Here is a 26282-nt window from a genome sequence, read left to right as displayed (position 1 = left end):
GTCAGTCGGTCTTCTCCGGGGCGAGCCCGACCGCCTGGCACACGCCGGGCCGCCCCGGGACGACGGCCGCCGTCCCGTCGCTCATCACGCACACCTGCAGGTCAGCGGGCACCCGACCGGGCGCGGAGGTCGCGGCGAGCGGGTCGTGGTCCTTGTCGAACACGCCCTGCCGCCACATCATCCGGCACATCTCGAGCGCGTTCTCCACCCGTCCGCCGTGCGCCTCCGGGTCGTACATCGTTGCCCCGGACATGTCGAACTCGCCGTTCGCGCCGCGCTCGGCGGAGGCGAAGCAGTACACGCCGTCCGTGTTCGTGACGTGCTGCGCCGACACGACGGCCGTCGCGGCCGTCGCGACACCGCCGATCGCGAGGATGCCGATCCCTCCCCAGAGCGCGAACCGGCGGCGGAGCGTGCGACGCTTCCGCTCGGGCTCCGTCCTGATCGAGGTCATCAGGGCGTCGCGGATCGCATCGGTGCGCGCCGTCGTCATCTCCGGCATGTCGTCGCGGTCGTACGCGGGGCTCACGATTGCACTCCGTCCAGTCGGGCGCCGAAGTCCGTGCTCGCTCCGGACGCGAGAAGCCGCTTCCGCACCTTCTCGCGGCCGCGATGCAGCTTCGATTTCACCGTACCTACAGGAATGTCCAGCACGGCCGCGACGGTTGCAATCGGGAGCTCCTCGACCAGGCAGAGGTCGAGGACGGACTGCTCCTGCGCACTCAGACCGGACATGGCCTCGCGGATCGCCACCAGCTGGGCGTCGCGGTCGAGCCGGTCGAGCACGGCGTCGGCGTGGTCCGGCTCCTGCTCCGGCGCGGGCACCGCGGCGAGCAGCCGGCCGTAGCGGCGCGCGGTCCGCTTCTGGTTGAGCAGCACGTAGTGGGTGATCGTCAGCAGCCACGGAAGCAGGGAGCCGTCGACGATCCGGACCTTCGCCCGGTTCCGCCACGCCTCCAGGAACACCAGGGCGACGACGTCCTCGGAGTCGGCGACGCTGCGCAGCTGCGCGTACGCCTTGCGGAACACCCGCGTGCGATAGCGGTCGAACAAGATGGCGAACGAGCGCTCCGTGCCGGATGACGCTTCCAACCACAGCGCGGAGTCGGACAGCTCCTCCGAGTCGTGCACGTTCCCTCCGTTCGCGAACCAGGCGAGACTAACACGGCCCGCAGACAGGCCCGTCCACTCCGTCCCGAAGCCTTTTCGCATCGGGAGGGAACCCGATCGGGGGCGCCGGACATCCTCTTATGAAGCGCGATGATCCCGGCAGGGGCGGGCGCGCGCTTCCAACGCCCGAGCGGGGACGACACTCCCGGCTCGGCAGGGGGGAACGAGGCCGCGCGCCGGTACGGGGGTACCCGGCGCGCGGCCTGATCCGTCGGCGGTAAGTAGCATGGAGTGATGACCACCGTCGCCGATTCGGCCAAGGGCAAGCGCCTGACGCCGCGCGGCGCGAAGACCCGGTCACGGATCGTCGACGCCGCAGCGGACCTGATGTACATGCGGGGTGTCGGCGCGACCTCCCTCGAGGATGTTGTCGCCGCGAGCGGGGTGAGCAAGTCGCAGCTCTATCACCACTTCGCCGGCAAGGACGAGGTTGTACGGGCGGTCATCGACCTGATGGGTGAGCGCGTGATCCTCCGCGAGCGGGATGCTCTCGGCCGCGTCTCGACCATCGCCGGCCTGCGTCGCTGGCGGGACGCGCTGGTGCAGGGCAACGCGCTGCGGCACGGTGCGTACGGCTGCGCGCTCGGCAGCTTCGCCTCCGAGGTGTCGGACCACGACGATGTCGCGCGCCGAGCGCTGGTGGCGCTGTTCGACGAGTGGCGGCGACTGCTGGCCGCCGCGCTGCACCGGCTCCAGGAGAACGGCGCCCTTCCCGAGGATGCCCCCGTCGATGAGCTCGCGATCGGGCTGCTCGGCGCATTGCAGGGCGGATACGTCCTGGCGCAGAACGCGCGGGACGTCGCTCCGATGGCGACCTCCATCGACATGGCCATCGCGCACATCGCGAGCCTGTCCCGCCGCTGAGGCCGACCAGGCCCTCCGGATCGAATTGGACGTTCCCGTCCGATCTTCCACCACGCCTCCGTTCACAGGTGCAGAATTCGCCTTCATTCAAATCTGGACGAACTCGTCCAGTTTGTGGTTATGATGGCACATCGTTCCGCGGAAGGGGACTCATGAAGGCGATCGTGGTGACGGACCACACCGAGGGCACGGCGGGTATCCGGCTCGCTGAGCGGCCAGAACCGAAGCCCGCGATCAACGATGTCCTGGTCGAGGTGCACGCGTCGGGATACGTCCCCACCGAGGTCGACTGGCCATCCACCTGGTCCGACCGCGCCGGAAGGGACCGGGCGCCATCGATCCTCGGGCACGAGCTTGCGGGCGTGGTCGCCGCCCTCGGCTACGGCACCACAGGACTGACGGTGGGACAGCGCGTGTTCGGCATCTCCGACTGGCACCGCGACGGCACGCTGGCGGAATACGTGGCGGTCGAGTCGCGCAACCTCGCGCCGCTGCCGGGCGACGTCGACTTCACGGTCGGGGCCAGCCTCCCGATCTCCGGTCTGACGGCATGGCAGGGCCTGTTCGACCACGGCAGGCTGACCTCCGGCCAGACGGTTCTCGCGCACGGTGCGGCCGGCGCCGTCGGGACGATGGTCGTCCAGCTCGCTCGCGAGGCGGGCGCATACGTGATCGGCACGGGACGCGCCGCCGACCGCGACAAGGTGCTCGGCTTCGGCGCGAACGAGTTCGTCGACCTCGGCGGGGACGCGCTCGAGGACATCGGCGGCGTCGACCTGGTGTTCGATGTGATCGGCGGCGACATCCAGGAGCGCTCGGCGCGGCTCATCCGGCCCGGCGGGACGCTGGTCACGGTCACCGGACTCGCGGGCGAGCGACCGCGGGAGGGCCGGTCGGTCGACTTCGTGGTCGAGTCCGTCCCCGCCCAGCTGACGGAGATCGTCCAGCGGGTGCGGGACGGTCGGCTGCGGACCAACATCGGGAACGTCGATGCGCTGGACGACGCCGTCGCCGCCCTCAACCCGGCGGAGCGGCGGAGGGGCAAGACCGTCATCCGGATCCGGCCGAGCAGGGACGAGAGGAACAACGCATGACGCCCACCGGATCGGCCTTCGAGTACCCCGACGAGGCCGGCTACCCCGACGGCGTGGGCACGCTGACCCAGGATCAGACGCTCCTGATCCAGGAGTTGGCCGACGACGAACGCACCCCGGACTTCTCGTTCGCAGTGGTCGACGACGAGGCCGCCGGCGCCTACACGGCGATCGTCGGCGACACGGCGATCGGGGGCATCCCCTACTCGGTCGTCGACGACGAGCGGCTCGTGCTCCTGGCCACCTCGGTTCTGCCGGAGTTCCGCCACCAGGGCGTCGCCACCGAACTCATCCGGCGCGTGCTGGACGACCTGCGGTCGCGCCGGAAGCGCATCACCGTCATGTGCCCCATCGTGTCCTCCTTCATCCAGCGCAACCCCGGCTACGCCGACCTGATCGACGGCGAGCATCCGGGCGTCGGCGGGGTGCGGCCGTGAACGCGAAGGGCACCCGCGGCCCGACGCGCTTCCCGGTGATGGCCGGGTCGCAGCCCGCCCCGCGCGCGGACCGGATCGCCGGGATCGTGGAGCGCGTCTGGTCCGACGCCCGCGTCTACCACCAGGACGTGGAGCCGCTGCTGCGCGAATGGCTGGCCACCGACCGCTGCGTGGTGTCGGACCGCGAGTTCGCTCTGCTGCTCGAGAAGGCACGCGGCGAGTTCGATCGCGTCGCCAGCGGCGACCCCTCGGGCGCGCCCGCCTGCCCGGCGAGCGCGCTCGTCAGCTGCCTCTACTGGGATGTGCAGCGGCTCGAGCGGGCCTGACTGCGACCCGGGCGCCGCTCGCCGTCGTCACGCGGCCACGGCCGCGTCCGCCGCCGCCCGCTCCCGAACCGGACGCCGACGCAGCCCCGGGTCGCCGACCTCGGGCCCGCGGTAGAGCATGTCCATCGCGCCGATGCTCTCGCCGGGCGGGACGATGGCGTCGATGCGGTCGAGGATGTCGTCGGACAGCTCGACGGCACTGCCGGCGAGGGTGTCCTCCAGCTGCTCCATGGTGCGCGGCCCGGCGATCGCCGACGTGACGCCGGGATGGGCCGTGACGAAGGCCATGGCGAGGTGCGACAGCGGGATGCCGACCTCGTCGGACAGCGCGACCAGCTGTTCGACGGCCGCAAGCCGCCTCTCGTCGCGGAAGTGCCGCATCCCGGTGCGCACCGAGCGGAAGTTGGCGTTGTCGCCTCCCGCCCGGTACCGGCCGGTCAGCGTCCCGCCGGCGAGCGGGCTGTAGACCAGGGTCCCCATCCCGTACCGCTGCGCGACCGGGAGGATCTCGGTCTCGATCTGGCGGTCGAGGATGGAGTAGTTCGGTTGCTCGGTGCGGAAGCGCTCGAAGCCGCGCCGCTCGGAGACCCACTGCGCCTCCACGATCTCGGATCCGCGCATCGAGGACGAGCCGATCGCCCTGACCTTGCCCTGCCGCACCAGGTCGGTGAGGGCGGAGAGCGTCTCGTCGATGTCGGTGCCCGGCTGCGGCCGGTGCAGCTGGTAGAGGTCGATGTGGTCGGTCTGCAGCCGGCGCAGCGACCCCTCGACGGCCTGCATGATCCAGTGGCGGGATGCGCCGCGGTGGTTGATGTCGTCGTCGACGGGCCCCGAGAACTTCGTCGCGAGCACCACGGCGTCGCGGCGTCCCTTCAGGGCCTCGCCCACGACGTCCTCCGAGTCGCCGTAGCGGTCGGCGGTGTCGATGAAGGTGATCCCCGCGTCCAGCGCGCGGTGGATGATGCGGACGCCCTCGCGGCGATCCGGGTTGCCGAGCGACCCGAGCATCATCGCGCCGAGCGCGTACGTGCTCACCTGGATGCCGGTCGCTCCCAGCGGACGGTAGCGCATTGCTCATGCTCCCTTCTGGCCTCCGCGTGGAGACCGTGAGATGATGAAAACGGGACAACGTCCCGCTACCCGACGAATATACGGGACATTGTCCCGTTTAGCAATGACGAGGGAGGATCCGTGCCGCGTGCCGACGCCCAGCGCAACCTGGACGCCCTGCTGAACGCCGCGAAGGAGGAGTTCGCCGCAAACGGCGTCGACGCCCCGGTTCGTGCCATCGCGGCGCGTGCGGGCGTGGGGACCGCGACGCTCTACCGCCACTTCCCGCTGCGCTCCGACCTGATCGCCGCCGTGTTCCGCCGCGAGATCGACGACGTCACCGCGTCGGCATCCCGCCTGGCGGAGACGCACGCGCCCGCAGAGGCCCTCGAGCTCTGGGCGCAGCGCTACACCGCGTTCGTCGCGACGAAGCACGGCCTCGGCGCCGCCCTGCACTCCGGCGACCCGGCCTACAGCGGGCTCCGCGAGTACTTCGAGAGCAACGCGGGACCGGCGCTGCAGCGCCTGCTCGACGACGCGGCCGCGGCGGGCGAGATCCGGCCGGACGTCGACGCGATCGAGCTGATCGGCGCCATCGCGAACCTGTCGGCGCCCCCTCCGGGCGCGCGGAGCAGCGAGCGCGCGGGCCGCATGGTCGCGCTGCTCCTCGACGGGCTCCGCTACGGGGCGACGGCGTCGCCCGGGGCACTCGCCGAATCGACCCCCGCCGCATCCTGAGCGCGGCCCGGCACGACGACGGCGGGGCACCGGCACGACCACGGCAGGCATAATGAGCGGATGCCGAAGATCTCCGCCGCGACCGTCGCCGAGCACCGCGCGGCGCAGCGCGCAGCGCTCCTGACGGCGACAGAGCGGCTCCTGGAGGAGGGCGGCCTCGCCGGCGTCACCCCGCGCTCCGTCGCGGAGCGGGCCGGGCTCGCCCGCTCCAGCTTCTACGAGTACTTCGCCTCGCGCGATGACGCCCTGACCGCCGTCGCGATCGCCGCCTTCGAGCGCTGGAGCGCCGAGATCGACGAGACCCTGAGCGGAGTCCCGGCGACCGCCCGACTCCGCGCCTACATCGAGGCGACGATGCGGATGACCGCCGACGGCAAGCACGGGATCGCCGCCACCCTTCAGCAGGCCGAGCTCTCGCCGAGCAGGCACGAGGACATCATGGCGATGCACACCGCACTCCTCGACCCGATCGCCGGCCTGCTCCGGGAGGCGGGCGTGCGCGACGCCGACTCGCACGCCGTGCTGCTGCAGGGGCTGCTGAACGCGGGCGTCCAGCTCGTCACCCACGGCGTATCGCCCGACGCGACGAGCGCCATGATCACGGACCTGCTCGAGAAGGGGCTCCCCGCCGACTCGTCGATTTGAGGAACCGAGCGCTTTAGTGACACACTGTCGGTATCTTGCCGACAGGTTGTCGGCTTACTTGCTCGCCTTCTCCCCCTCAAGGACGTGTCATGTTCCTCGCTCTGCGCGAACTCCGGTTCGCCCGAGGCCGCTTCACGCTGATGGGCCTCGTGATCGCACTGATCGCCGTGCTCGTCGTGCTGCTCTCCGGTCTCTCCTCCGGCCTCGTCAACGACGGTGTGTCCGGATTGAAATCCCTGCCCGCCACCACGTTCGCCTTCGACAAGGGCACCATCACCGACAACGCCTTCAGCCGCTCCCTCGTGGACAACGAACAACTGAACGCGTGGAAGAACGCCGACGGCATCGCCAAGGCGGAGCCGATGGGCGTCAGCATCGTCAACGGCACCGCCGGCGACGACACGCAGGTCGATCTGACGCTGTTCGGCGTCGAGCCGGGCGGCTTCCTCTCCCCGGCCGTCTCCAGCGGGACGCGTCTCTCCGCCCCGGACGGCATCGTCGTCTCCGAGACCGCGAAGGACGCCGGGCTGAAGCTCGGCAGCACCGTGAAGCTCGACCGCTCCGGCGTGCTGCTCACGGTCGTCGGCTTCACCGACGGGCAGGCCACCTTCGGGCATGTCGACGTCGCCTACCTGCCGATCGCCACCTGGCGGCTGATCGCGTCGAACACCGCGCCGGCCGGCGCCCCGACGCAGGCCGCGATCGACGCCGTCGACTACGACTACTCCAGCGTCGTGGCGGTGAAGGCGAAAGACGGCGTCACCCCCGACCTCGCGCACATCGATAAGACCGCGGGAACCATGACGATGACGCGCACCGCCGCATTCAACGCCTCCCCCGGCTACGAGGCGGAGACGATGACGCTGACCATGATCCAGGTGTTCCTGTACGCGATCTGCGCGCTGGTCGTCGGGGCGTTCTTCACGGTGTGGACCATCCAGCGCTCCCACGAGATCGCCGTGCTGCGCGCGGTCGGCGCCTCCACCGGTTACCTGCTGCGCGACAGCCTCGCCCAGGGGGCGATCCTGCTGGTCGGCTTCACGGCGGTCGGCGTCGCCGCCGGTGTCGGGATGGGCGCCCTCATGCCGTCCGCGATGCCGTTCGATCTGGAGGTCGGGCCTATCGCCATCGCCTCCCTGCTCACTGTCGTTCTCGGCATCATCGGGGCCGGGGTCGCCGTGCTCCGGATCTCCCGCGTCGACCCCATCACCGCCCTCGGAGGACAACGATGAACACCGCCACCGCCACCATCCCCGCCCTCGAGATCGTCGACGCCCGCCTGCGGCTCGGCGACGGGGACGCGAGCGTCACCGCCCTGGACGACGTCTCACTCACGGTCCTGCCGGGCGAGTTCGTCGCGATCGTCGGCCCGTCCGGGTCCGGCAAGTCGTCGCTCCTGGCCATCGCCGGGGCGCTCGGCGCACCGGACAGCGGAACCGTGCGCGTACACGGCACCGACATCACGGCGCTGACGAAGGCGAAGGCCGCGCGCTTCCGGCTCACGACCATCGGCTTCGTCTTCCAGTCCGGTAACCTGCTGCCCGCGCTCAGCGCCACCGACCAGCTGAGGCTGACCGCGCGGCTCGCCGGCAACCGCAACGTCGACACCACCGCGCTGCTGGCCGCCGTCGGCATGAGCCACCGCGCCGGCCACCGTCCGGGACAGCTCTCCGGAGGCGAGCGGCAGCGTGTCGGCATCGCCCGAGCGCTGGTCAACAGCCCATCGCTTCTTCTCGTCGACGAGCCGACCGCCGCCCTGGATCGGGCGCGCAGTCACGAGGTCGTCCAGCTCCTGGCCGAGCGCGCACACGAGTCCGGCGTCGCGGTCGTCATGGTCACGCACGACCGCGACGTGCTCGGCTACTGCGACCGCGTGCTGGAGATGACCGACGGCCGGCTCGCGGCGTCAGGCGCCGACGAGCGCCTCCCGGCGCACTGACGCGCCCGCGGCCCAGGTGCGGTATCCGCCGTCCAGATTCACCGCATCCCGGCCGTGCTGGCTGAGGATGCGGGCGGCGGTGTGCCCGCGCTGCCCGACCTGGCAGTGCACGACGACGGGCCCTGCCGGCAGCTCCGCAAGCCGGCTCCGGAGCTCGTCGACGGCGATGTTGACCGCCCCCGGGATCGCGCCCGCCGCGTACTCGCCGGGGGTGCGGACATCGACAAGCGTCGCGCCCGCGGCGAGCGCGTCGTCCAGCTCGTGCCACTGGATGGCGCGGGTCGTGCCGGTGCGGAGGTTGTCCGCGACGTAGCCGAGCTGGTTCACCGCGTCCTTGGCCGAGCCGAACTGCGGAGCGTACGCGAGCTCCAGGCGGGCCAGCCCGGACGCGGTGATTCCGCCGGCCATCGCCACCGCGATCACGTCGATCCGCTTGTCCACCCCGTCGCCGCCCACGATCTGGGCGCCGAGGATCGCGTCGGTCGCCGGGTCCACGAGCAGCTTCATCGACATCGGCCGGGCGCCGGGGTAGTAGGTGGCATGGGATGACGGGTGCGTGTGGATGACGCGGTGCTCGCGTCCGGCGGCCGCCAGCCGGCGCTCGCTCCAGCCCACCTTCGCCGCGACCGTGTCGAAGACCCTCACGATGGCGGTTCCCAGAGCGGGGGTGTTGCGCTCGTCGCGCCCCGCGATCACGTCCGCGACGGACCGGCCGTGCCGGTTGGCGAGCCCGGCCATCGTGACCAGCGCCTCGTCGCCGGAGAGCGCGTCGACCTTCTCGACCCCGTCGCCGACCGCGTAGATGTGCGGTTCGCTGGTGCGGTTGCGCGCGTCGACCGCGATCCCGCCCGTCGGGCCGAGCCGGACGCCGGCGGACCGCGCGAGGTCGACGCTCGGCACGACGCCGGAGGCGTCGACGATGAAGTCCGGGCGCACCGCGCCTCCGTCGTCGAGCACGACGACGCCGTCTTCGACGGCGGCGATCGATGCCGAGGTGCGCAGGTCGACACCGTGCCTGCGCAGCTCCTCCTCGAGCGGGACGACCATCTCCGCGTCCAAGGGCGTGAGGATGTGCGGTCCGCGCTGGGCGAGCGTGACCCGGACGCCGCGGCGCACCAGATTCTCCACCGCCTCCAGGCCGATGAAGCCTCCGCCCACCACCAGGGCGGACGCATCCTCCGCCGCGCCGACCAGCGCGCCGATCGCGTCGACGTCCTCCACCGTGCGCAGCGTGTGGGTCGGGATGCCGGGGTGCCCGGCCGCCTCCCTCGCGGAGGCGCCGACGGCGAGGATCAGCTCGTCGTAGCCCTCGATCGAGGTCTCCCCCGTCGCCGCGTCGAGCACGGTCGCCGTGCGCGCGGCGGCGTCGATGCCGAGCACCTCGTGACCCGTGCGCACATCCAGCCGGAATCGGGCCGCCAGGGACTGCGGCGTCTGCAGCAGCAGCGCATCCCTGTCCCGGATCACACCGCCGACGAAGTACGGGAGCCCGCAGTTGGCGTAGGAGACGTACGGTCCGCGCTCGAACACGACGATCTCGCGTTCCTCGTCGAGCCGGCGCAGCCTGGTCGCCGCCGACATGCCTCCGGCGACACCGCCGACGATGATGGTCCTCATTCCGCGTCCTTCCGAGGGCGTTTTGGCATACCCTCCTGGGTATCGTACTATACGGAGGGGGGTATACGAGAACCACCCAGAACCCGAGAGGACGACACCCATGTGCTATCCCGCCACCTGCACGGTCTGCGGAAAGACGACCTGGAGCGGCTGCGGCCAGCACGTCGACGACGTGCGCAAGCGAGTGCCAGCAGCGCAGTGGTGCAACGGCGACCACACCGACGCTGAGCGGGCGACCACCTCCGGTGGCGGCTTCTTCGGCCGCGTGTTCGGACGGAACGCACGATGACCGCCGCACCCGACGACATCAAGCCCATCCTGAACCGGCTGCGCCGCGCTCAGGGCCAGCTGAACGGCGTGATCGCCGCCGTCGAGAGCGGCGCGAAGTGCCGCGACGTCGTCATCCAGCTCGCCGCCGTCTCCAGCGCCCTGGACAAGGCCGGCTTCCAGATCATCTCGACCGCCATGCAGAAGTGCCTGAGCGACACCGAGGACACCACCGACCCGATCACGGTCGAGGAGCTCGAGAAGCTGTTCCTGACGCTCGCCTGACGCGGGTATACGGTCGGCGCATGGCCGGACCCACGAGGCGCTACGCGATCGACGCCCCCTCCCTCCTGCGCATCGTCGCCGACGGCGCGCCCATCGGCCAGGACGTGCAGCTCGTTGCGCCCGCCTCCATCCGCTCGGATGCCTTGACGACTCTGCTGCGGCGAGTGCAGGCCGGAGAGCTCACCGACACCGAGGCGCGGGACCTGCACACCCGGATGACGGAGCTGAAGATCCGCGTGCTCGGCGACCGGGTGTCGCGATGGACGGCGTTCCGGCTGGCCCGCGACAACGGCTGGCCCACGCTCTCGGCCGCCGAATACCTCGCCGTCGCGAAGCTCCAGGCGGACGCACTGGTCACCGTCGACCCGGAGCTGACCGCACAGGCGCGCGGGATCGTGCCGGTGGAGCCGGTGGATGCGCTGAGCGGGTGAGCGGGCTCCCCGGCTCAGCCCTTCGGCGGCGTCAGGCCGTCCTTGCGCCAGATCACGGCCTGCGCGACGTAGCCGGTCGTCCCGTTCCAGGTCAGCGCCGGGCCGCCGTGCAGCTCGTACCCGAGCTCCAGAGCCTCGCTGACGCGCTCGCAGAACGCCGAGTCGTCAACACCGGTCAGCACGCGGTAGCGGGGCAGGTTTCCGTTCGTCGTCTCCACGGGACCCATCGTGGCACGCCGCCGCCATCCGTGCCCGCCGCGGATCCTCACCGTTCTCCCCACCCGTCAACCCGGTTCCGGCACCGGCGCGCTCGGGGCTAGCGTCCGGGCATGACGACATACACCGCTACGCGCCCCCTCGACGGGAACGCCGACGAGTACTTCGCGTACATCGCGGACCCCGAGAACCTGCCCGCCTACTTCCCGCACATGGTCAGCGCCCGGTCCCAGCCGGACGGCACCGTAGAGACCACCGCTCGCGTGGACACGGACCGCGACGGCGAGGAAGAGACGGTGACCTCGGACGCCCGCTTCGACGCCGACTACGCCGCGCGCGAGATCCGCTGGTCCGCGCCCGGCCCCAACGACTACAGCGGCTCCCTGCGCCTGGACGACGACACCGCCCACCTGACGATCGACACGACGGAGGACATCCCCGGCATCCAGCTGGCGCTCGAGGACTCCCTCGCCGCGATCGCGGAGAACCTGCGGAAGAAGGCGTGAGGCGAGGCTGATCCCCGGCGCCCGGGGCTTGACGCACGACCCTCCTCACGGCAGAGAATCGCTCATCGCCAGGCTGAGCGGACCAACGGAGGATCGGCATGAGCACCGTCATCGTCAACCAGACCATCACCGCGGACGGCTATGCCGCCGGTCTCGACCAGAGCGAGGAGCGGCCGTTCGGTGCGGACGGCGGCGACGGCTGGGGCGACAGGCTGCATTCCTGGATGTTCGACCACGCCGAGGAGAACACGGCCGAGGTCGAGCAGATGGCCGGTGCGCGGGCGCACATCATGGGTCGCAACATGTTCGGCCCCGTGCGCGGCCCGTGGGACCGCGACTGGAACGGCTGGTGGGGTGACGACCCGCCGTTCCACGGTCCCGTGTTCGTTCTGACGCATCACCCGCGCGACCCCCAGCCGATGGAGGGCGGCACCACCTACCACTTCGTCACGGACGGCATCGAATCGGCGCTCGAGGAGGCACGGGAGGCGGCGGGCGACGGCGAGATCTCCATCCAGGGCGGCGCGAGCACCATCAACCAGTACCTCGCCGCGGGACTGGTCGACGAGCTGCGGCTGCACATCGTCCCCTTCACGCTCGGCGCCGGCGTCCGCCTCTTCGACGGCGCGCCCCCGCTCGACCTGGAGCAGGTCACCGCGCGGGCGGCGAGCACCGTTATGCACGTGACGTACAGGGTGCGGTGACGAGCGGAACGGGCGAGCGCAGAACTCCGGTGTAGCCAACGGGGCTGAGGGCGCTGCATCATGCGGCCACAGGGACGCAGGATGCGAGCCCTGTGCAGACCGTGCGCCATCCCTGGCAGATGTACCCGCTCGGGCTGCTCTTCGGGCTCGGGTTCGACACCGCTACCGAAGTCGGCCTGCTCGCCGTGGCCGCCACAAGCGCCGTGGCCGGCCTCCCCTGGTACGCGGTGCTCGCCCTGCCGTTGTTGTTCGCCGCCGGGATGTCTCTCCTCGACACCGCGGACGGGCTCGTCATGCGCTTCGCTTACGGCTGGGCCCTCCGTGATCCGGCGCGCCGGGTGCGTTACAACGCGGTCGTGACCGGGCTCTCCGTCGCGGTGGCGCTCGTCATCGGCACGAGCGAACTGGCCGGCCTGGTGGGCGGACGTCTGGACCTCTCGGGCGGGGTGTGGAGCTGGGCGGCGAGCCTCGACCTCAACGCCGTGGGCTTCGGTGTCGCCGCCCTTCTCGTGGCGGTGTGGGTCGCCGCGGTGGCGGGCCGCAGGCTGACCCGCCACCGCGGTGTCAGGCAGCGCCGGACAGCGCCCGCGACTTCAGCTCCGCGAACTCCGCCTGGGTGATCGCACCGCTGTCGAGCAAGCGTTTCGCCGACTCGATCTCGCTTGCCGGAGAGGAACCACCCGCCACGGACCGGATGTACGCATCGTTGGCCTGCTGCGTCTCCGCCATCCCTGCGACACTCCGCTGGGCCATCCGGCCGCCTCTGGCGATCAGATAGATGAAGGCGGCCAGGAAGGGCACGACGACCAGGAACAGCACCCACAGCGCCTTCGCCCAACCGTTCAGCCCCGGGTCCCTGAACACGTCGATGATGACGCGGACGAAGATCGTGATGCACACGAACACGAGGTAGAACCAGAACGTCCAGACGAGGAAATCCCAAAAACTCATCACGGCCTCCGCTCTCTCCGCGGAGCGCCGATCGCTCTGCGTGCCCGCACCGTACGTCCCGCACACCTCCGTCGGCTAGACATGGATTCCCTCGCCTTCCCGCGCGAGACCCGTGAGGCTTCCGGGTAGTGTTGAGCAAACGCTTGCGCACCCGAGGGAGGATCCGCATGTCCCGTCCGTCGTCCACCTCCCACTGGCGCGGCGCCAACCTCATCGAGCTGTTCTCGACGAGCGCGCGCTGGGCGGAGCTGTTCCCCATCCGGCTCGGCCACGGGGTGCAGGAGTCGGACTTCGCCGTGATGGCCGGACTCGGGATGACGTACGCGCGCATCCCGCTGTCGTACCTCTGGTTCGGCACGGGCCGCTACGGGCAGATGATCGACGAGGACCGGCTGCGGCTGGTGGACCGCGCGGTCGCCCTGGGGCGCGAGTACGGCATCCACGTGTGCCTCAACCTGCACCGCGCGCCGGGCTACTGCGTGAACTCCCGGTCGCACTTCGACGTTCCCGAGCGCGGCGACCTGTTCTCCGATGCGGCGCCGCAGGACTTGTTCCGCGACTATTGGACGACCTTCGCCCGCCGCTACGCGGACATCGCGCCCGAGGAGCTGAGCTTCGACCTGCTCAATGAGCCTCCGCGTATCGACGAGACGACCTTCGACGCGGTCCTCGGGCGCACGGCCGAGGCGATCTGGCACATGTCGCCCGAGCGGCTCGTCGTTCTGCAGGGCTGGGATGCGGGAATGCAGCCGCCGCCCGCCGCCTGGACGACGCACCCGCGCGTCATCACCTCCGTCCACCTGTACAAGCCGTTCGAGCTCACGCATCACCGAGCCCCCTGGGTGGCGCCGACCTCGGCGGAGCCGGCCTGGCCGCTCCGGATGGACCTGGAGCCCGCGCTCCGCGACGGCTACATCCCGCTGCCCGGCGAGACGTCCGCCACCTGGGACGCTGCGGCGATCGAGCGCGTGCTCCAGCCGTGGATCGACATCGCCGACGCGGGCGGCGCCGTGCACGTCGGCGAGATGGGCGCCTACGCGACCGCCCCGACGGCGGTCAGGGCCGCGTGGCTGGACGCGGTGACCGGCGTCCTCCGCGACCACGCTATCGGATGGGCGCTCTGGAACCTCCGCGGCCCATTCGGCATCCTGGACACCGACCCGGATGTCTCCGCGTCCTGCGCCGATGAAGGCGCGGCCGACCCGGACCTCCTCGCCGCACTGAAGCTTGCGCCGCACTGATCCACCAGGGAGCTCACAGCCCGAGGCCACGCGCGAACTCGCGCTCGAGCGGTTCGCCCGCGACGGCACCCACGAAATCCGCTGACGGCCTTCCTGAAGGTTTCGCGCTGAGACCCCGCCGGAGGAGGAAACTGGTGGCGATGATCGGTTCCTATCTCGAGCGGCGACCGTCACCGGCCCTCTCCGGTGTCGTGCGGACGATCTGGGTGCACCGCACGGGCGATGCGCCGTACGTTCAACGCCATCTCCCGACCGGCGGCGTCGAACTCCACGTCCCGCTCGGCGGCGAACCCATCGTTGCCGGTCCGCTGACCGCTCACTGGTTCGAGCCGATCCCCCCGCGAACGACCATCGTGGGCGTCCGCTTCCAACCGGGCGCAGCGCCGCCCCTCCCCGTCATGCTGGACGAACTCGTGGACCAGCGCGTGCCGCTGGCCGACCTCTGGGGAGGCCGGGCCGCCCGCCTCGCCGAGTCGATGGTGGAGGCACGCGGACGACCGGATCGCATCGAAGGCGCTGTCGCCGTGCTCGAGAACGCACTGCTGGATGAGTTCCGCGCGGCTCAGCACCTCGATCGGCTCGTGCGCGAAGCGGTGACGGTACTCATGCCGTGGCGCCCCGTGGGTGTCGGCGCGGTCGCCGCCCATCTCGCGCTGTCGGAAAGCCAGCTCCGCCGACGCTCGCTCCAGGCCGTCGGGATGAGCCCGAAAGTGCTGCAGCGGACGCTCCGATTCCAGGGGTTCCTCGCGCTCGCCCAGGCGGGGGCCCAAGCGACCGGCCGACGGGGCGAGGACGGGATCGCCGGCCTCGCGGTCGAGGCCGGGTACTCGGACCAAGCGCACTTCAGCCGCGAGTGCGCCCGCCTCACCGGACTGACGCCGCGGCAGCTGCTGCACGGCGAGGTCGAGCGCTGCGCCTGCGGCCACGACCACTCCGCCTCCTACCTGCCGTTCCTGGCGGGGCGGGCTGCGTCGTTGCGCTCGGTTCCGCCGGCGAGGTGAGCGTGTACGGCGGAGATCACGACGGACCCTTCGCCGACGGCCGATGCGACGCGCTTGACGGATCCGGCGCGGACGTCACCGACGGCGAACAGGCCTGGCACCGAGGTGTCGTACGCGTCGCCCGTCACGATGAATCCCCGCTCGTCGACATCCACCCCGGCGGACCGCAACCAGTCGGTGCGAGGGACCGCGCCGATCATCACGAAGAGGCCCGTCGCCGCGATCCGCTGCTCGCTTCGCGCGTTCTCGTCTCGCCACGTCACTCCCTCCACGTGGTCGCTGCCGTCGACCGCGACCAGCTGGGATCGCGTGTGCACCGTGATCCGCGGATCCTCGAGAAGCCGGTGCACGAGGTAACTCGACATCGTCTCCTCCAGCCGTTCCCGGCGGACCAACAGATGCACCCGCTCCGAGCGGGCGGCGAGGAAGAGCGCGGCCTGACCGGCCGAATTCGCGCCACCGACGACCACGACGCTGCGCCCGACGCACTCGCGCACCTCGAGTTCGGTCGCTGCGTGGTACACGCCTCGGCCCTCCAGCTCCGCGACGCCCGGCACGTCGAGCCTGCGATACTGCACGCCTATCGCCAGCACGGCACTGCGGGCAGAGACCTCCGTCTCATCGTCCAGGAGCGCCCGGAACCCATCGGGCGTGCGCGCCAGTGAGGTGACCGCCCGCGGGGTGACGATCCGCGCCCCGAACTTGACCACTTGCAGGGTCCCCGCCCTGGTCAGCTCGCCACCGGAGACACCGTGGGGGAAGCCCAGATAGTTCTCGATGCGGGACGACGTACCGGCTTGACCGCCCGGGCCGAGCTCGTCGACGAGGATGACCGCGAGCCCCTCCGAGGCGCCGTACACAGCGGCCGCCAGCCCAGCAGGTCCGGCACCGATGATGAGCACATCGCAGTGGGCCTGATCGGGCGGCTGTGGGAGGTCCAGCCCGAATGCGACGGCGAGCTCCCGGTTCGTCGGACGAACGAGAACGCGCTGCCGACCCGTCACTACGCATGCCCCGTGCTCGGGCACCTCGCAGCTGCCCGCGAGCGCGCCCCAGGCGGCGAGGTCGGACCGGAGCACGGTCCGGTGGGGGATGCCGTTGCGCTCGGCGAACGCGCGCAGTCGGTCGAGGTCGACATCGTCCTCGTCCCCGGCGAGGACGATTCCGCCTTCACCGGCGAGCACCAACAGGCGCCTACGCGCATCGAACGCACGCATCAGGGTGTCGCCGACCGCGCTCGAGGTCGCCATGAGGCGCTGCAGGCTCGCGATCGGCACGCGGAGCAGGACGCTCTGCGGCGCGGCGGCCCCGGCCAGGTACGCCGGCTGATGCATCAGCATCCCCAGTTCGCCGACGAAATCGCCTTCGTCGATGACGAACACCACCCGATCGTCCCTCCGATCGATCAGATGGATGCCGCCCTCGACGACCAGGTAGAGGTCGTACGGGTCCCCTGCCTCCCAGAGCACGTCGCCCGCACCCGGCCGAACGACGTCTCCCACCGCGGCCAGAACGGCTCTCTCGCTCTGCGCCAGCCGCGGCCACGAGGATCCGTCCACTCCCCCGCCAAGGTCCGAGGAGTGGATGGTCCGATCGTCGGGGACCGGAGTCCCGCTCATCGGGCGTTCCGCCTGCGCCACGCCACGTAGTCGGCCACGGCGCTGTCGATGTCGAACGCGGGCCGGAACCCGGTCTCCTCGCGTAGTCGGCCGATATCCATGTACCCCGTGTCGGCGCTGCCGTCGCGCGAGCCGTCGATGACGGGGACTTTCGCCGTCGGGATCGACCTCGTGACGGCCTCCGCGACGTCACGGTGCGTCGAACGGGAGCCGTTGGAGACGTTGTACACGTCGTGGTGGAGCTCGTCGGCGGTGATGAGAAGGGCGATCGCGCGGCCGATGTCGGGTGCGTAACCGAATTCGCTGCCGTCGTCGGCATACAGTGCTGCAGGCTGCTCGTTCCGGAGAAGAGCGCTCACCAGCGGAGGGATCGGGTTGAACGGCGAGTCGGGGTCCATCAGCGGGCCCCACGTGCTCCCGATCCGCAGGATCACCGGATGGACGGCTGTTCCCTCCAGCGCATTCATCACGATCGGCTCGACGGCCTTCTTGAACGCGGCGATCGGATGCGGCGGCGGTACCGTCCGGAGCGAGAGCTCCTCCGTCCAGGGCGAATCGGCGTCACCGGCGTACACGCTGATGCTGCTGGCGACCGCGAACCGGCGAGCACCCCACCGGAGGGCGGCATCCAGCGCGTTCATCAGGCCGCTGGTCTCGGCACGGAAGAAGGCGACCGGGTCGCCGCCGGGAATGCTCCCCGCCAGGTGCACGATGTCCTGGATCGCGAACCGACGTCCGAGTGCGAGGAAGGCATCGCGGTCGGTGACATCGAGCCGTTCGACGGTGACCCTCTCCGCGAGGAACGACGGCACATCGGTCGTGGTGTGACCGGTGACGAGAACCTCGTGGCCACCGTCGGCCAGGGCAGCGGCCGTGTGGGCACCGATCATCCCGAGGCCGCCGGTGACGAGGATCACCGCTCCACCCCGTAGTGCAGGTGCGTGACATCCGGCGCTTCGACGACCTCGATGATGCGGAGCCGGATGTGCTGCGGCAATTCGTGGAAGAAGCGGCGACCGGCGCCCAGCAGGATCGGCACCTGATGCAGGATCAGCTCGTCCACCAGCCCCGCTTTGAGCGCCTCTGTGACGAGCACGCCGCCCATCAGCCCCACGTCCTTGCCCGCCGCGGCACGCCGGGCGGTCTCCACGGCATCCACGATGCCGGTGCTGACGACGGTGTGGCGCTCGTTCGCCGGCTCGAACGGCTCATGGCTGAGCACGATCAGCGGGGCGGTCGGATGCGGCGCTCCCCCGGCGAAGTCATTGGAGTCCGCGTAGGTGGTGCGACCGGCCAGCGAGGCCCCGACGCGGGATGCCAGCTCGTCGAAGAACCGCGCGCTCGGCTCGGTGAGATGGAACCCGTCGAACACGCGGCTGGGGGTGTCGCCGCTGTCGTACCAGTCGAACAGGGCCCCGCCGTCGCCCAGCCCGCGACCGGGTCCGGGGTTGCGGCCGGTGATGAAGCCGTCGACCGAGACGGCAAGTCCGCAGATCACTTTGCTCATGGCTCGACGCTAGGGAAGGTCGCTCCGCCATCTCTTGAACAGATCGTGCATCGCGTCTGCTCGTCAGCGGAGGATGTCGGCGACGGCCGCGATCCCGGCGCGGATCGACTCCTCCGAGGTGTTGCCGAACCCGAACACCAGCTGCGGCGGATGGGGGCTGCGGGTCGAGCGGTATGTGCTCATTCCGTAGAGCGCTACTCCGCGCGCGCGGGCTTCGTCGATGATCCACTGTTCATCCGCGTCGGGGGCCAGGTGCGCGACGGCGTGGAAGCCGGCCGCGAGGCCGGTCAACCGCACCGTGGGCGCGTGCGCCTGCAGCGCAGCGGCGAGCGCGTCGCGTCGGCCGGCGTACACGGCGCGCATCCGGCGGAGGTGCCGGTCGTAGCGTCCCGACTCGATGAGGCGGGCGAGTGCGAGCTGGTCAAGCGTCGGCGCGCCGCGGTCGGCGGACTCCTTCGCGGCCGCCACCTCGTCCGCGAGCCAGGGCGGCGTGACCGTCCAGCCGAGGCGCAGGGCGGGCGCGAGCGACTTGCTCACCGTCCCCAGGGTGATCACCCTGTCCGGTGCGAGCCCCTGCAACGATCCGACCGGTTCGCGGTCGTAGCGGAACTCGGCGTCGTAGTCGTCCTCCACGATGATGCCATCGCGACGGGTCGCCCAGGCGAGGAGTTCCCGGCGTCGCTCCGGGGCGAGCACGACCCCGGTCGGCCACTGGTGTGCGGGCGTCAGCACCACCGCGCGTGCTCCGCTCGCGTCGAGCGCGGCGACGTCGATGCCGAACTCGTCGACAGGAACCGGCACGGCGGAACCGCCGACCGCCTCCGCCGCACGCGCGACCGTCCCGATCGAGCCGGGATCCTCCACTGCCATCCTGTCGATGCCGCGCCGGGCGAGGGCGCGGAACGTGAGCGCAACACCCTGGGCGAACCCCGCGCACACGACGATCTGGGAGGCCCGCGCGTTCATCCCGCGCACGCGACGGACGTATGCGGCGACCACGTCGCGCAGTCCCGGGTCTCCACGAGGATCGCCGTAGTCGAAGGCGGCGTTCGGGGCACTCCTCGTCGCTTCGCGGATGGCCCACGTCCAGTCGTCGCGCGGAATCGTGCCCAGATCGGGGACTCCGGACGCAAAGTCGGCGACCCGGGCGGCCGGGACATGCGGCACCCCGGCCGGCGGAGCCTCCCCGACTCCTTCGATCGGCTCGACCTGCACCGCGGCGACGCGCGTCGCCGATCCGGTCTGCGCGACGAGGTAGCCCTCCGACCGCAGCTGCTCGTAGCAGTCCTGGACCGTTCCACGGGCGACGCCGAGGCTGGCCGCGAAATCGCGCGAGGAGGGAAGCCGTTCGCCCGCCGCGAGCCGCCCTTCCTGGATCGCCGCCCGCAATTGCGTCTGCAGCTGCGTGCGCAGCGGGACGGCCGAGTCGCGGTCCAGCCGGACCAGCAGCTCAGGGCTCGAATTGGACCACTCCACCGCCATGGCAATGGATCTTACTGCCGGGCCACCCCGAATCTAGGGTCGTTCCCATGACAGCCATGAACCTCGGCACCACCGCCCTCCCGCAGCGGTCCGCGTTGGTGACGCGCCCGCTCCTGCTGCGCTTCGTCTCCATCGTCGCGTGCTCCGTTGGCTTCTTCCTCCCGCTCGCGGCGGTGCCGCTGCTGGCGGACGCGACGTCGCCGCTCGGCGGTGGCGTCGCCAACGGCGCGCTTCTCGCGGCGACCGTCGCCGGCGAGCTGGTCTCCCCGTGGCTGATGCAGCGTTTCGGCGCCCGGGCCGTCCTTGCCTCCGGGCTTCTTCTGCTCGGAGCTCCGACGTTCGTCCTTCTCTTCTCCGCGTCCCTCCCGGTCCTCGTGGCCACAGGGGTGCTGCGGGGAGCGGGCTTCGCACTGGCGATCGTCGCGGGAGGCGCCGTGACCGCGGCGCTCGTCCCGGCCGATCGCCGCGGCGAGGGCCTCGCGCTCGCCGGGCTGGTGAGCGCCGTTCCGTCGCTCGTCGCGCTGCCGCTCGGTGTGGCGCTCAGCACCGCGTCGGGACCCGGATCGGTGTTCGCGATCGCCGGGGCGGTGCCCCTGCTCGCGGTGGCGTCGGTCGGCGCGCTGCCCAGGCGGGCGGCCGCGGCGTCGGCGGCGCAGGTCCGCTCGCGCACCTCCGCACGGGCCGAGACGGGCATCCTCGTGGGCCTGCGCTCCCCGGAGCTCATGCGGCCGGCGCTCGTGTTCGCGGCCTCCGCCGCCGTCGCAGGCGTTGTCGTCACCTGTGTCCCGGGTGCGCTGACCGGATCCGCATCCTCCCTCGCTCCCGCGCTGCTGCTGGTGCAGCCGGCCTCGGCGGGGCTGGGGCGCTGGCTCGCCGGCCGGTACGGCGACCGCCTCGGGCACCGCCGCCTGTTCCTCCCCGGCATCGCGCTGTCGGCCGCCGGATTGGCCGCGATGGCGGCCACCGCGAGTGCTCCGCTCGTGCTCGCGGGCGGCGTGGTCTTCGGCCTGGGCTTCGGCGCGCTGCAGAACAGCACCATCTCCGCCATGTACGAGCGGGCCGAGGAGCGCCAGTACGGCACCGTCAGCGCGCTCTGGAATGCCGGCTACGACGGCGGGATGGCGGCCGGAGCGTTCGCCGTCAGTGCCGTCGCCGCTCTCGTGGGACCGGCCGCCGCTTTCCTCGGCCTCGCACTGGCACTGCCGCTCGTGCTCACGCTCGTGCGGCTCAACGCATCCACCACCCGATAAACACCACAACAGAAGGAGAACGACAATGGGAACGCTCACCGTGGCGATGTTCATGACCCTCGACGGCTTCACCGAGACGACCGACCGTCAGCTCATCTCGCCCGACTGGTCCGACGAGATGCAGCAGTACTGGTCGGGCGCGAACGCGCACGACGGCCAGCTGCTCCTGTATGGCCGAACCGCCTTCGAATTCAATGCCGCATACTGGCCGACCGCCGACACCGAGGAGAACGGCGAGGAGTACCGCGCATTCGCCCGGACCATGAACCGTCTGCCCAAGGTGGTCTTCTCCGAGACCCTGGAGCAGCCGGGCTGGAACGCTGTCGTCGAACGCGGACCACTGGACGAGGCGGTCGCACGCGTCAAGGAGCGCCACAGCGGCGAGATCGTGGCCGTCGGTGGTATCTCCCTCGTCGCCGCGCTGGTGAGGACCCGCCTCGTCGACCACTACCGCCTGCTGCTGATGCCGCGTCTGGCGGGCGCGGGCCGCTCCATCTTCGACGGTGGACTGCCCGCCGCAGAGCTCGAGCTCACCGCGTGCCGCCCGCTCGACACCGGCGCGATCCTGCTCGACTACGACGCTGCGCGGCGGGCTGACTGAGACGGCGGGGCGGTTGACGCCGGCGGGCGAGCTCATCGCCTCGTCGGCGTCAACCACGCCGCGGCCGCGGCTGACGCGGGCCCCTCAGCCGGCGCTGGCCTCGGACGCCGTGACGGCGGCCCGAGGGGGGCGCATCGCCACGAGGACCACGGCGGCGCCGACGAGGGCGATGATGGCTGCGCCCAGGAAGGCGGCGGAATAGCCGCTCGTCAGGGCCGCCGCGCCCGTACCTCCGCGGGTCGTGCCGGCCGCGATCGCGGTGAGGATGGCGAGGCCGAATGCGGAACCGATCTGATAGCTGGTGCTCACCAGGCCGGAGGCCACTCCCGTTTCGGCGAGCGGGGCCGCAGCGATGGCGGTTCCGAGCGAGGGGACGAAGGCGAGGGCCATCCCGAGCGCGGCGACCAAGGAGGCCGGAAGAACGTCGGCGGCGTACGTGCCGTCCGGTCGGGCGAGGGCGAGCCATCCCAGTCCCGCGCCGAGCAGCACCAGGCCGGTCACGATCATGGGCTTCGCCCCGAATCGCGCCTGGAGCCGCGGCGCGAGCGCGACCATGCCCAGCACGATGAGTCCGGTCATGGGCAACAGGGCCGCGCCGGCGGCGAAGGCCCCGGCACCGAGAACCTGCTGCAGGTAGAGGTTCAGGAAGAACCACATCGACACCCAGGCGGCACCGAGCAGCAGCTGGGCGGTGTTCGCCGCAGCCAGCTGCGGAGCCCGCAGCAGTTTCAGATTCAGCAACGGCTGTCGGGAGCGGGCCTGGATGAGGAAGAACGACGCCAGCAGCACGGCACCCGCACCGAGAAGGAGCACGGTCGGGGCGGCGAACCACCCGATTTCGGGCGCGCGAACCACGGCGTACACCACGGCGCCGAGCCCGGCGGTCACGGCGATGGCTCCGGCGACGTCGATCGAGCCGACGGCCCGCCGCTCGGTTCGTGGAAGCGAGACGGCGGTGAGGGCGATGACCACGACGGCGATCGGAACGGTGATGTAGAACACCCACGGCCAGCTGGCGTACTCGGTGAGCACTCCACCGAGGAACACGCCCGCGGTGCCGCCGATCGGCGCCGCGGCACCGTAGACGGCGAATGCCCTGGGAAGGTCGGCGGTGCCCCCGAAGAGCATCATCAGCAGCGTCAGTGCCGCCGGCGCGATCAACGCGGCTCCGGCGCCCTGGATGGCGCGCCCTGCGATCTCCACACCGACGTTGCCGGCGGCTCCGGCCAGGAGGGATCCGGCGATCAGAACCACCCAGCCGGCGACGAATACCCTGCGTGCGCCGAACAGATCGGACAATCGGCCGCCCAGGAGCAGCAGACCGCCGAACGCGATCACGTACGCGTTGAACACCCAGGACAGCGACTCGGGGGTGAAGCCGAGCTCACGCTGAAGATCGGGCAGGGCCACACCGATGATCGAGGTGTCCATGATGACGACGAACTGGGCGGCAGCGATGAGGACGAGGCCGAGCCACCGCCTCGGATTGGCGTTTGGCGACGCAGTAGACATGTGTGATTCCTTCACTCGACGTTCCGGTGATACCCGGTGGGGGTATACGCTATACCCACCGGGGGTACCCGGGTCAAGCGACCGCAGAACGACCGACAGGAGAACGCACCATGAGCGACAGCTGCTGCAACACCACCAGCGCCGGCACCGATCACCACGAGACAGCGACCATGCCGCCAGGGGCCGAGAACCTGCTCGGCGGCGCCGGCGCGGACGACCTCACCGAGTGCGTCGTGATGAAGGGCAGCACGGTCAGCAAGGCGAGGGCGGAGGCCGCCGGCCTCTACCGCGACCACGACGGCGAGCGGTACTGGTTCTGCTGCCCCGGTTGCGCGCCGCGGTTCGACGCCGACCCCGCGGCCTACATCGCCGGATGACCCCGTCACGAAGGAGGAACGACGCAATGAAGTTCACCACGATGGCGCTCGCCGGCGGCACCCTGGCCGTCGCACTCGTCCTGGCCGGATGCTCCGGAACCGCCCCCAGCGGGCACGCCGGAATGGGCACGGACATGCACGGCTCCCCCACCGCCTCCGACCCCGCCGACGGCGAGCACAACGCCGCCGATGTCTCGTTCGCGCAGGGCATGGTCATGCACCACCGACAGGCCGTCGAGATGTCCGACCTGGTCCTCGGAAAGAGCGGCGTCGACGCGAAGGTCACGGAGCTCGCTCGCAGGATCACGGCCGCCCAGCAGCCCGAGATCGACACCATGAACGGCTGGCTAGACGCGTGGCACGCGGACATGGGCGCATCCCACGACATGGGCGGAATGATGTCCGAGTCCGACATGAACGCTCTGCGACACGCCTCCGGCGCAGACGCCGGGACGGTGTTCCTCACCCAGATGATCGAGCACCACCAGGGCGCCGTCACGATGGCGAATGAGGAGATCAAGTCGGGGAAGAACACCGAAGCCGTGCACCTGGCGAAGACGATCGTCGCCGATCAGACCGCGGAGATCACCGAGATGAAGGGCATTCTCGCGAGCCTCTAGCGCGGCGGCGCGCGTCCGAGCCGACCCCACGGATCGACAACGCGTCGGGGCGCGACTACCGTGTCTGCGGACATGGAATGTGCGCCGAATCCTCCCCTCCATCTCCGGCGCCCGACAGAGAGGGAATGCCGAGAATGGTCAGACGCCTGCCGCTGGTCGGGGCCGCGTTCGTGCTCGCCCTCGCCGGTCTGACCGGCTGCGCGGGCGGTGAGACCTACTCCGCGCAGACGTCCACCGAGCTGCAGCACGCCGTCCGTGACGTTGCGACCATGTCCGCCGCGAACGACTACGCGGGTGCGCTGGCGAAGCTCGACGCGCTCGGGCGGTTGAACGACGCGGCCCTGAAGAACGGTTCCATCGGCGCAGCGCGACACGACGCGGTCGCCGGTTCGATCGCTGCGATCCGGGCCGACCTCGGCCGTCTGCAGGACGCGGCCGAGAAGGCGCAACTGCAACAGCAGATTCAGCAACTCCAGCAACAACAGGAGCAGCAGCTCCAGCAGCAGCAGAAGGGCGGCGGCAAGAAGGACGGCAAGGGCGACGGCAAGGGCAAGAAAGGCGACGTCGAGGGAGGTGACTGAGCGTGTCGAACACCGATGAAGTCCTCGCCGCCGCACCCGGTGGGGCCGAGCAGGTCATCGCCGACCGGTACCGCGTCATCGAGCGGATCGGTCACGGCGGGATGGCGGACGTGTTCCGCGCGCACGACGAGTCCCTCGGCCGGGACGTCGCTCTCAAGATCTTCCGCCGCGAGCTCGCCTCCGCGGAGGACCTCGCCCGCCAGGAGGCAGAAGTCCGGCTTCTCGCCGGGCTGTCGCACCCCTCGCTGGTCACACTGTTCGACGCCACCTCCGACGACGAGGGCCGCGGGGTGCTCGTCCTCGAATACGTGAAGGGCAGCGACGGCCGCGCCCGCCTCCGGAGCGGTCCCCTTCCCGGTCCCGCCGTCGCGGCGATCGGTGCGGACGTCGCCAACGCCCTGGCCTACATCCACCATCAGGGCGTGGTGCACCGGGACATCTCCCCCGCGAACATCCTCCTGCCGGAATCGCCGACCACCGGTATCGCGGCCAAGCTCACCGACCTGGGCATCGCCCGGCTGGTGGATGACGCGAGAATCACCGCGACCGGTTCGGTGATGGGTACGGCAAGCTACATGAGTCCCGAGCAGGCTCTCGGGCGGCCGCTGACCGGCCGCAGCGACGTCTACTCCCTCGGCTTGGTGCTGCTGGAGTGCCTGACCGGCCGACGGGAGTTCACCGGAACCCTGGCGGAGTCGGCGGCCGCACGCCTCACCCGCGACCCCGCGATCCCGGCAGGGCTCGACCCCCGCTGGGGCACCCTGCTCGCCGCGATGACGGCCCGGGAGCCGGAGCAGCGGCCCGAGGCCGCCGGCGCCGCCGCCCGTCTCCGCGAACTCGCCGACCAGGACGCATGGCGCGGAGACGCCGCGGCGACGACGGAGGCCCTCACCGCCCCGCTCGAACCGGAGGCCGTGGGAACCGGTTCGACGCTGCTCCTCCCGACGTCCGAACCGGACCAGCCGCCGGCCACCGCTCCGCTGACACCGCACGCCGCGGCGCGCGCGGCGACCACGCGCCCGGCCGCGGGTGCGCGCAGCCGTATCCTGGGCATCATGCTGGCCGTCGACGCGCTCGTGGCCGTCCTCGCCATCATCTTCGCCGCGGTCACTCTCTCGACGACGGGCCACAGCGTCCCCGACCCCGTCACCTCGTATCCGCCCGTCAGCGGAACCCTCGGCGACCACCTCAAGCAGCTGGAAGACCAGGTCTCACGCAACTGGTCCCCGTGACCGGCAGGACGGCGCTTCG

Annotated in this window: 33 protein-coding genes; 22 read left to right on the top strand and 11 right to left on the bottom strand. The window is 71.0% G+C overall.

The window, feature by feature from the left end; all coding sequences use genetic code 11:
* Nucleotide 1: 1 nt before the first annotated feature.
* A complete protein-coding gene (locus tag AAME72_RS09170; RefSeq protein ID WP_348789934.1) occupies nucleotides 2–529 on the bottom strand; it encodes a hypothetical protein in 528 nt (175 codons plus the stop codon).
* Entirely contained in the window at nucleotides 526–1131 is a 606-nt protein-coding gene (locus AAME72_RS09165) for an RNA polymerase sigma factor (RefSeq protein ID WP_348789933.1), read from the bottom strand. The genes AAME72_RS09170 and AAME72_RS09165 overlap by 4 nt, the downstream gene beginning before the upstream one ends.
* Nucleotides 1132–1404: 273 nt before the next feature.
* On the opposite strand from AAME72_RS09165, the gene AAME72_RS09160 reads away from it, so the two are divergent.
* The 4 genes from AAME72_RS09160 to AAME72_RS09145 all read left to right on the top strand — a co-directional run bounded on the left by AAME72_RS09160 (nucleotide 1405) and on the right by AAME72_RS09145 (nucleotide 3891).
* Complete coding sequence (locus AAME72_RS09160; RefSeq protein WP_348789932.1) at nucleotides 1405–2034, top strand: TetR/AcrR family transcriptional regulator; 630 nt, start codon at nucleotides 1405–1407, stop codon at nucleotides 2032–2034.
* Nucleotides 2035–2186: 152 nt separating this feature from the next.
* Nucleotides 2187–3128, top strand: coding sequence for an NADP-dependent oxidoreductase (locus AAME72_RS09155; RefSeq protein ID WP_348789931.1), 942 nt, complete (start codon nucleotides 2187–2189; stop codon nucleotides 3126–3128).
* A complete protein-coding gene (locus AAME72_RS09150; RefSeq protein WP_348789930.1) occupies nucleotides 3125–3565 on the top strand; it encodes a GNAT family N-acetyltransferase in 441 nt (146 codons plus the stop codon). The genes AAME72_RS09155 and AAME72_RS09150 overlap by 4 nt, the downstream gene beginning before the upstream one ends.
* Nucleotides 3562–3891: a hypothetical protein gene (locus tag AAME72_RS09145; protein ID WP_348789929.1), complete on the top strand. Its 330-nt coding sequence runs from the start codon at nucleotides 3562–3564 to the stop codon at nucleotides 3889–3891. The genes AAME72_RS09150 and AAME72_RS09145 overlap by 4 nt, the downstream gene beginning before the upstream one ends.
* 27 nt (nucleotides 3892–3918) lie before the next feature.
* Here the strand turns inward: AAME72_RS09145 and AAME72_RS09140 are convergent, their stop codons facing one another.
* Nucleotides 3919–4962: an aldo/keto reductase gene (locus AAME72_RS09140; protein ID WP_348789928.1), complete on the bottom strand. Its 1044-nt coding sequence runs from the start codon at nucleotides 4960–4962 to the stop codon at nucleotides 3919–3921.
* A gap of 120 nt (nucleotides 4963–5082) precedes the next feature.
* Here AAME72_RS09140 and AAME72_RS09135 point away from each other — a divergent pair, with 120 nt between their 5' ends.
* The 4 genes from AAME72_RS09135 to AAME72_RS09120 all read left to right on the top strand — a co-directional run bounded on the left by AAME72_RS09135 (nucleotide 5083) and on the right by AAME72_RS09120 (nucleotide 8263).
* Nucleotides 5083–5679 (top strand): helix-turn-helix domain-containing protein, encoded by a 597-nt coding sequence (locus tag AAME72_RS09135; protein WP_348789927.1) that lies wholly within the window; start codon nucleotides 5083–5085, stop codon nucleotides 5677–5679.
* A gap of 60 nt (nucleotides 5680–5739) precedes the next feature.
* Nucleotides 5740–6324: a TetR/AcrR family transcriptional regulator gene (locus AAME72_RS09130; protein WP_348789926.1), complete on the top strand. Its 585-nt coding sequence runs from the start codon at nucleotides 5740–5742 to the stop codon at nucleotides 6322–6324.
* 89 nt (nucleotides 6325–6413) lie between these two features.
* Nucleotides 6414–7556: an ABC transporter permease gene (locus tag AAME72_RS09125; RefSeq protein ID WP_348789925.1), complete on the top strand. Its 1143-nt coding sequence runs from the start codon at nucleotides 6414–6416 to the stop codon at nucleotides 7554–7556.
* Nucleotides 7553–8263 carry an ABC transporter ATP-binding protein gene (locus tag AAME72_RS09120; protein WP_348789924.1) on the top strand — a complete coding sequence of 237 codons (711 nt, stop codon included), beginning with the start codon at nucleotides 7553–7555 and terminating at the stop codon, nucleotides 8261–8263. Before AAME72_RS09125 ends, AAME72_RS09120 begins: the two co-directional genes overlap by 4 nt.
* Here the strand turns inward: AAME72_RS09120 and AAME72_RS09115 are convergent.
* Entirely contained in the window at nucleotides 8231–9880 is a 1650-nt protein-coding gene (locus AAME72_RS09115; RefSeq protein WP_348789923.1) for an FAD-dependent oxidoreductase, read from the bottom strand. The genes AAME72_RS09120 and AAME72_RS09115 overlap by 33 nt on opposite strands.
* Before the next feature lie 100 nt (nucleotides 9881–9980).
* Between AAME72_RS09115 and AAME72_RS09110 the strand changes: the two genes are divergently transcribed.
* From AAME72_RS09110 to AAME72_RS09100, 3 genes are read left to right on the top strand one after another with little or no spacing between them, the layout of a single operon-like run.
* Nucleotides 9981–10169: a hypothetical protein gene (locus AAME72_RS09110; protein ID WP_348789922.1), complete on the top strand. Its 189-nt coding sequence runs from the start codon at nucleotides 9981–9983 to the stop codon at nucleotides 10167–10169.
* Entirely contained in the window at nucleotides 10166–10432 is a 267-nt protein-coding gene (locus AAME72_RS09105) for a metal-sensitive transcriptional regulator (protein ID WP_348789921.1), read from the top strand. The genes AAME72_RS09110 and AAME72_RS09105 overlap by 4 nt, the downstream gene beginning before the upstream one ends.
* A 20-nt stretch (nucleotides 10433–10452) precedes the next feature.
* Nucleotides 10453–10863 carry a hypothetical protein gene (locus tag AAME72_RS09100; RefSeq protein ID WP_348789920.1) on the top strand — a complete coding sequence of 137 codons (411 nt, stop codon included), beginning with the start codon at nucleotides 10453–10455 and terminating at the stop codon, nucleotides 10861–10863.
* A 14-nt stretch (nucleotides 10864–10877) separates the two neighbouring features.
* Here the strand turns inward: AAME72_RS09100 and AAME72_RS09095 are convergent, their stop codons facing one another.
* A complete protein-coding gene (locus AAME72_RS09095) occupies nucleotides 10878–11081 on the bottom strand; it encodes a DUF1737 domain-containing protein (RefSeq protein WP_348789919.1) in 204 nt (67 codons plus the stop codon).
* Nucleotides 11082–11192: 111 nt separating this feature from the next.
* Here AAME72_RS09095 and AAME72_RS09090 point away from each other — a divergent pair, with 111 nt between their 5' ends.
* The 3 genes from AAME72_RS09090 to AAME72_RS09080 all read left to right on the top strand — a co-directional run bounded on the left by AAME72_RS09090 (nucleotide 11193) and on the right by AAME72_RS09080 (nucleotide 12909).
* The gene (locus tag AAME72_RS09090; protein WP_348789918.1) at nucleotides 11193–11585 is read left to right on the top strand and encodes a hypothetical protein; all 393 of its coding nucleotides are present in this window, start codon (nucleotides 11193–11195) and stop codon (nucleotides 11583–11585) included.
* A gap of 98 nt (nucleotides 11586–11683) precedes the next feature.
* Complete coding sequence (locus AAME72_RS09085; protein ID WP_348789917.1) at nucleotides 11684–12289, top strand: dihydrofolate reductase family protein; 606 nt, start codon at nucleotides 11684–11686, stop codon at nucleotides 12287–12289.
* A gap of 92 nt (nucleotides 12290–12381) precedes the next feature.
* Nucleotides 12382–12909, top strand: a complete 528-nt coding sequence (locus tag AAME72_RS09080; RefSeq protein WP_348789916.1) for a hypothetical protein — start codon at nucleotides 12382–12384, stop codon at nucleotides 12907–12909.
* Here the strand turns inward: AAME72_RS09080 and AAME72_RS09075 are convergent.
* Complete coding sequence (locus tag AAME72_RS09075; RefSeq protein ID WP_348789915.1) at nucleotides 12854–13240, bottom strand: SHOCT domain-containing protein; 387 nt, start codon at nucleotides 13238–13240, stop codon at nucleotides 12854–12856. The two genes, AAME72_RS09080 and AAME72_RS09075, sit on opposite strands and share 56 nt — an antisense overlap.
* A gap of 167 nt (nucleotides 13241–13407) precedes the next feature.
* Between AAME72_RS09075 and AAME72_RS09070 the strand changes: the two genes are divergently transcribed.
* Both AAME72_RS09070 and AAME72_RS09065 read left to right on the top strand, forming a co-directional pair.
* Nucleotides 13408–14481, top strand: a complete 1074-nt coding sequence (locus AAME72_RS09070; RefSeq protein ID WP_348789914.1) for a cellulase family glycosylhydrolase — start codon at nucleotides 13408–13410, stop codon at nucleotides 14479–14481.
* Between the two features lie 140 nt (nucleotides 14482–14621).
* Complete coding sequence (locus tag AAME72_RS09065) at nucleotides 14622–15482, top strand: DUF6597 domain-containing transcriptional factor (RefSeq protein WP_348790108.1); 861 nt, start codon at nucleotides 14622–14624, stop codon at nucleotides 15480–15482.
* Here AAME72_RS09065 and AAME72_RS09060 read toward each other — a convergent pair.
* The 4 genes from AAME72_RS09060 to AAME72_RS09045 form a co-directional block, all read right to left on the bottom strand.
* Entirely contained in the window at nucleotides 15422–17101 is a 1680-nt protein-coding gene (locus AAME72_RS09060) for an FAD-dependent oxidoreductase (protein WP_348789913.1), read from the bottom strand. The genes AAME72_RS09065 and AAME72_RS09060 overlap by 61 nt on opposite strands.
* Entirely contained in the window at nucleotides 17098–18018 is a 921-nt protein-coding gene (locus AAME72_RS09055) for an NAD(P)-dependent oxidoreductase (protein WP_348789912.1), read from the bottom strand. The genes AAME72_RS09060 and AAME72_RS09055 overlap by 4 nt, the downstream gene beginning before the upstream one ends.
* Nucleotides 18015–18608 carry a dihydrofolate reductase family protein gene (locus AAME72_RS09050; protein ID WP_348789911.1) on the bottom strand — a complete coding sequence of 198 codons (594 nt, stop codon included), beginning with the start codon at nucleotides 18606–18608 and terminating at the stop codon, nucleotides 18015–18017. The genes AAME72_RS09055 and AAME72_RS09050 overlap by 4 nt, the downstream gene beginning before the upstream one ends.
* Nucleotides 18609–18671: 63 nt before the next feature.
* A complete protein-coding gene (locus AAME72_RS09045) occupies nucleotides 18672–20090 on the bottom strand; it encodes a PLP-dependent aminotransferase family protein (RefSeq protein WP_348789910.1) in 1419 nt (472 codons plus the stop codon).
* 47 nt (nucleotides 20091–20137) lie between these two features.
* On the opposite strand from AAME72_RS09045, the gene AAME72_RS09040 reads away from it, so the two are divergent.
* Entirely contained in the window at nucleotides 20138–21340 is a 1203-nt protein-coding gene (locus tag AAME72_RS09040; protein WP_348789909.1) for an MFS transporter, read from the top strand.
* Between the two features lie 25 nt (nucleotides 21341–21365).
* On the top strand, nucleotides 21366–21941 hold the full coding sequence (locus AAME72_RS09035; protein WP_348789908.1) for a dihydrofolate reductase family protein: 576 nt from the start codon (nucleotides 21366–21368) through the stop codon (nucleotides 21939–21941).
* 84 nt (nucleotides 21942–22025) lie between these two features.
* Here the strand turns inward: AAME72_RS09035 and AAME72_RS09030 are convergent, their stop codons facing one another.
* Nucleotides 22026–23453 carry an MFS transporter gene (locus tag AAME72_RS09030; RefSeq protein WP_348789907.1) on the bottom strand — a complete coding sequence of 476 codons (1428 nt, stop codon included), beginning with the start codon at nucleotides 23451–23453 and terminating at the stop codon, nucleotides 22026–22028.
* A 170-nt stretch (nucleotides 23454–23623) separates the two neighbouring features.
* On the opposite strand from AAME72_RS09030, the gene AAME72_RS09025 reads away from it, so the two are divergent.
* From AAME72_RS09025 to AAME72_RS09010, 4 genes are all read left to right on the top strand, one after another.
* Nucleotides 23624–23830, top strand: a complete 207-nt coding sequence (locus tag AAME72_RS09025; RefSeq protein WP_348790107.1) for a YHS domain-containing protein — start codon at nucleotides 23624–23626, stop codon at nucleotides 23828–23830.
* Nucleotides 23831–23856: 26 nt separating this feature from the next.
* Nucleotides 23857–24450, top strand: coding sequence for a DUF305 domain-containing protein (locus tag AAME72_RS09020; protein WP_348789906.1), 594 nt, complete (start codon nucleotides 23857–23859; stop codon nucleotides 24448–24450).
* A gap of 134 nt (nucleotides 24451–24584) precedes the next feature.
* Entirely contained in the window at nucleotides 24585–25031 is a 447-nt protein-coding gene (locus tag AAME72_RS09015) for a hypothetical protein (RefSeq protein ID WP_348789905.1), read from the top strand.
* A gap of 2 nt (nucleotides 25032–25033) precedes the next feature.
* Nucleotides 25034–26263, top strand: coding sequence for a serine/threonine-protein kinase (locus tag AAME72_RS09010; protein WP_348789904.1), 1230 nt, complete (start codon nucleotides 25034–25036; stop codon nucleotides 26261–26263).
* The last annotated feature ends 19 nt before the right edge of the window (nucleotides 26264–26282 follow it).

The organism is Leifsonia sp. NPDC080035 (assembly GCF_040050925.1).
GTDB lineage: Bacteria > Actinomycetota > Actinomycetes > Actinomycetales > Microbacteriaceae > Leifsonia.
This window is presented reverse-complemented; position numbering and strand designations above follow the sequence as displayed.

Excerpts from the sequence above, each read along its gene's own strand:
- AAME72_RS09085 (WP_348789917.1), top strand. The coding sequence starts at position 11,684 with ATGAGCACCGTCATCGTCAACCAGACCATCACCGCGGACGGCTATGCC.
- AAME72_RS09125 (WP_348789925.1), top strand. The coding sequence starts at position 6,414 with ATGTTCCTCGCTCTGCGCGAACTCCGGTTCGCCCGAGGCCGCTTCACG.
- AAME72_RS09115 (WP_348789923.1), bottom strand. The coding sequence starts at position 9,880 with ATGAGGACCATCATCGTCGGCGGTGTCGCCGGAGGCATGTCGGCGGCG.
- AAME72_RS09050 (WP_348789911.1), bottom strand. The coding sequence starts at position 18,608 with ATGAGCAAAGTGATCTGCGGACTTGCCGTCTCGGTCGACGGCTTCATC.
- AAME72_RS09070 (WP_348789914.1), top strand. The coding sequence starts at position 13,408 with ATGTCCCGTCCGTCGTCCACCTCCCACTGGCGCGGCGCCAACCTCATC.
- AAME72_RS09015 (WP_348789905.1), top strand. The coding sequence starts at position 24,585 with ATGGTCAGACGCCTGCCGCTGGTCGGGGCCGCGTTCGTGCTCGCCCTC.
- AAME72_RS09160 (WP_348789932.1), top strand. The coding sequence starts at position 1,405 with ATGACCACCGTCGCCGATTCGGCCAAGGGCAAGCGCCTGACGCCGCGC.
- AAME72_RS09030 (WP_348789907.1), bottom strand. The coding sequence starts at position 23,453 with ATGTCTACTGCGTCGCCAAACGCCAATCCGAGGCGGTGGCTCGGCCTC.
- AAME72_RS09040 (WP_348789909.1), top strand. The coding sequence starts at position 20,138 with ATGACAGCCATGAACCTCGGCACCACCGCCCTCCCGCAGCGGTCCGCG.
- AAME72_RS09110 (WP_348789922.1), top strand. The coding sequence starts at position 9,981 with ATGTGCTATCCCGCCACCTGCACGGTCTGCGGAAAGACGACCTGGAGC.
- AAME72_RS09150 (WP_348789930.1), top strand. The coding sequence starts at position 3,125 with ATGACGCCCACCGGATCGGCCTTCGAGTACCCCGACGAGGCCGGCTAC.
- AAME72_RS09075 (WP_348789915.1), bottom strand. The coding sequence starts at position 13,240 with ATGAGTTTTTGGGATTTCCTCGTCTGGACGTTCTGGTTCTACCTCGTG.
- AAME72_RS09140 (WP_348789928.1), bottom strand. The coding sequence starts at position 4,962 with ATGCGCTACCGTCCGCTGGGAGCGACCGGCATCCAGGTGAGCACGTAC.
- AAME72_RS09025 (WP_348790107.1), top strand. The coding sequence starts at position 23,624 with ATGCCGCCAGGGGCCGAGAACCTGCTCGGCGGCGCCGGCGCGGACGAC.
- AAME72_RS09060 (WP_348789913.1), bottom strand. The coding sequence starts at position 17,101 with ATGAGCGGGACTCCGGTCCCCGACGATCGGACCATCCACTCCTCGGAC.
- AAME72_RS09120 (WP_348789924.1), top strand. The coding sequence starts at position 7,553 with ATGAACACCGCCACCGCCACCATCCCCGCCCTCGAGATCGTCGACGCC.
- AAME72_RS09105 (WP_348789921.1), top strand. The coding sequence starts at position 10,166 with ATGACCGCCGCACCCGACGACATCAAGCCCATCCTGAACCGGCTGCGC.
- AAME72_RS09020 (WP_348789906.1), top strand. The coding sequence starts at position 23,857 with ATGAAGTTCACCACGATGGCGCTCGCCGGCGGCACCCTGGCCGTCGCA.
- AAME72_RS09065 (WP_348790108.1), top strand. The coding sequence starts at position 14,622 with ATGATCGGTTCCTATCTCGAGCGGCGACCGTCACCGGCCCTCTCCGGT.
- AAME72_RS09130 (WP_348789926.1), top strand. The coding sequence starts at position 5,740 with ATGCCGAAGATCTCCGCCGCGACCGTCGCCGAGCACCGCGCGGCGCAG.
- AAME72_RS09155 (WP_348789931.1), top strand. The coding sequence starts at position 2,187 with ATGAAGGCGATCGTGGTGACGGACCACACCGAGGGCACGGCGGGTATC.
- AAME72_RS09045 (WP_348789910.1), bottom strand. The coding sequence starts at position 20,090 with ATGGCGGTGGAGTGGTCCAATTCGAGCCCTGAGCTGCTGGTCCGGCTG.
- AAME72_RS09100 (WP_348789920.1), top strand. The coding sequence starts at position 10,453 with ATGGCCGGACCCACGAGGCGCTACGCGATCGACGCCCCCTCCCTCCTG.
- AAME72_RS09035 (WP_348789908.1), top strand. The coding sequence starts at position 21,366 with ATGGGAACGCTCACCGTGGCGATGTTCATGACCCTCGACGGCTTCACC.
- AAME72_RS09090 (WP_348789918.1), top strand. The coding sequence starts at position 11,193 with ATGACGACATACACCGCTACGCGCCCCCTCGACGGGAACGCCGACGAG.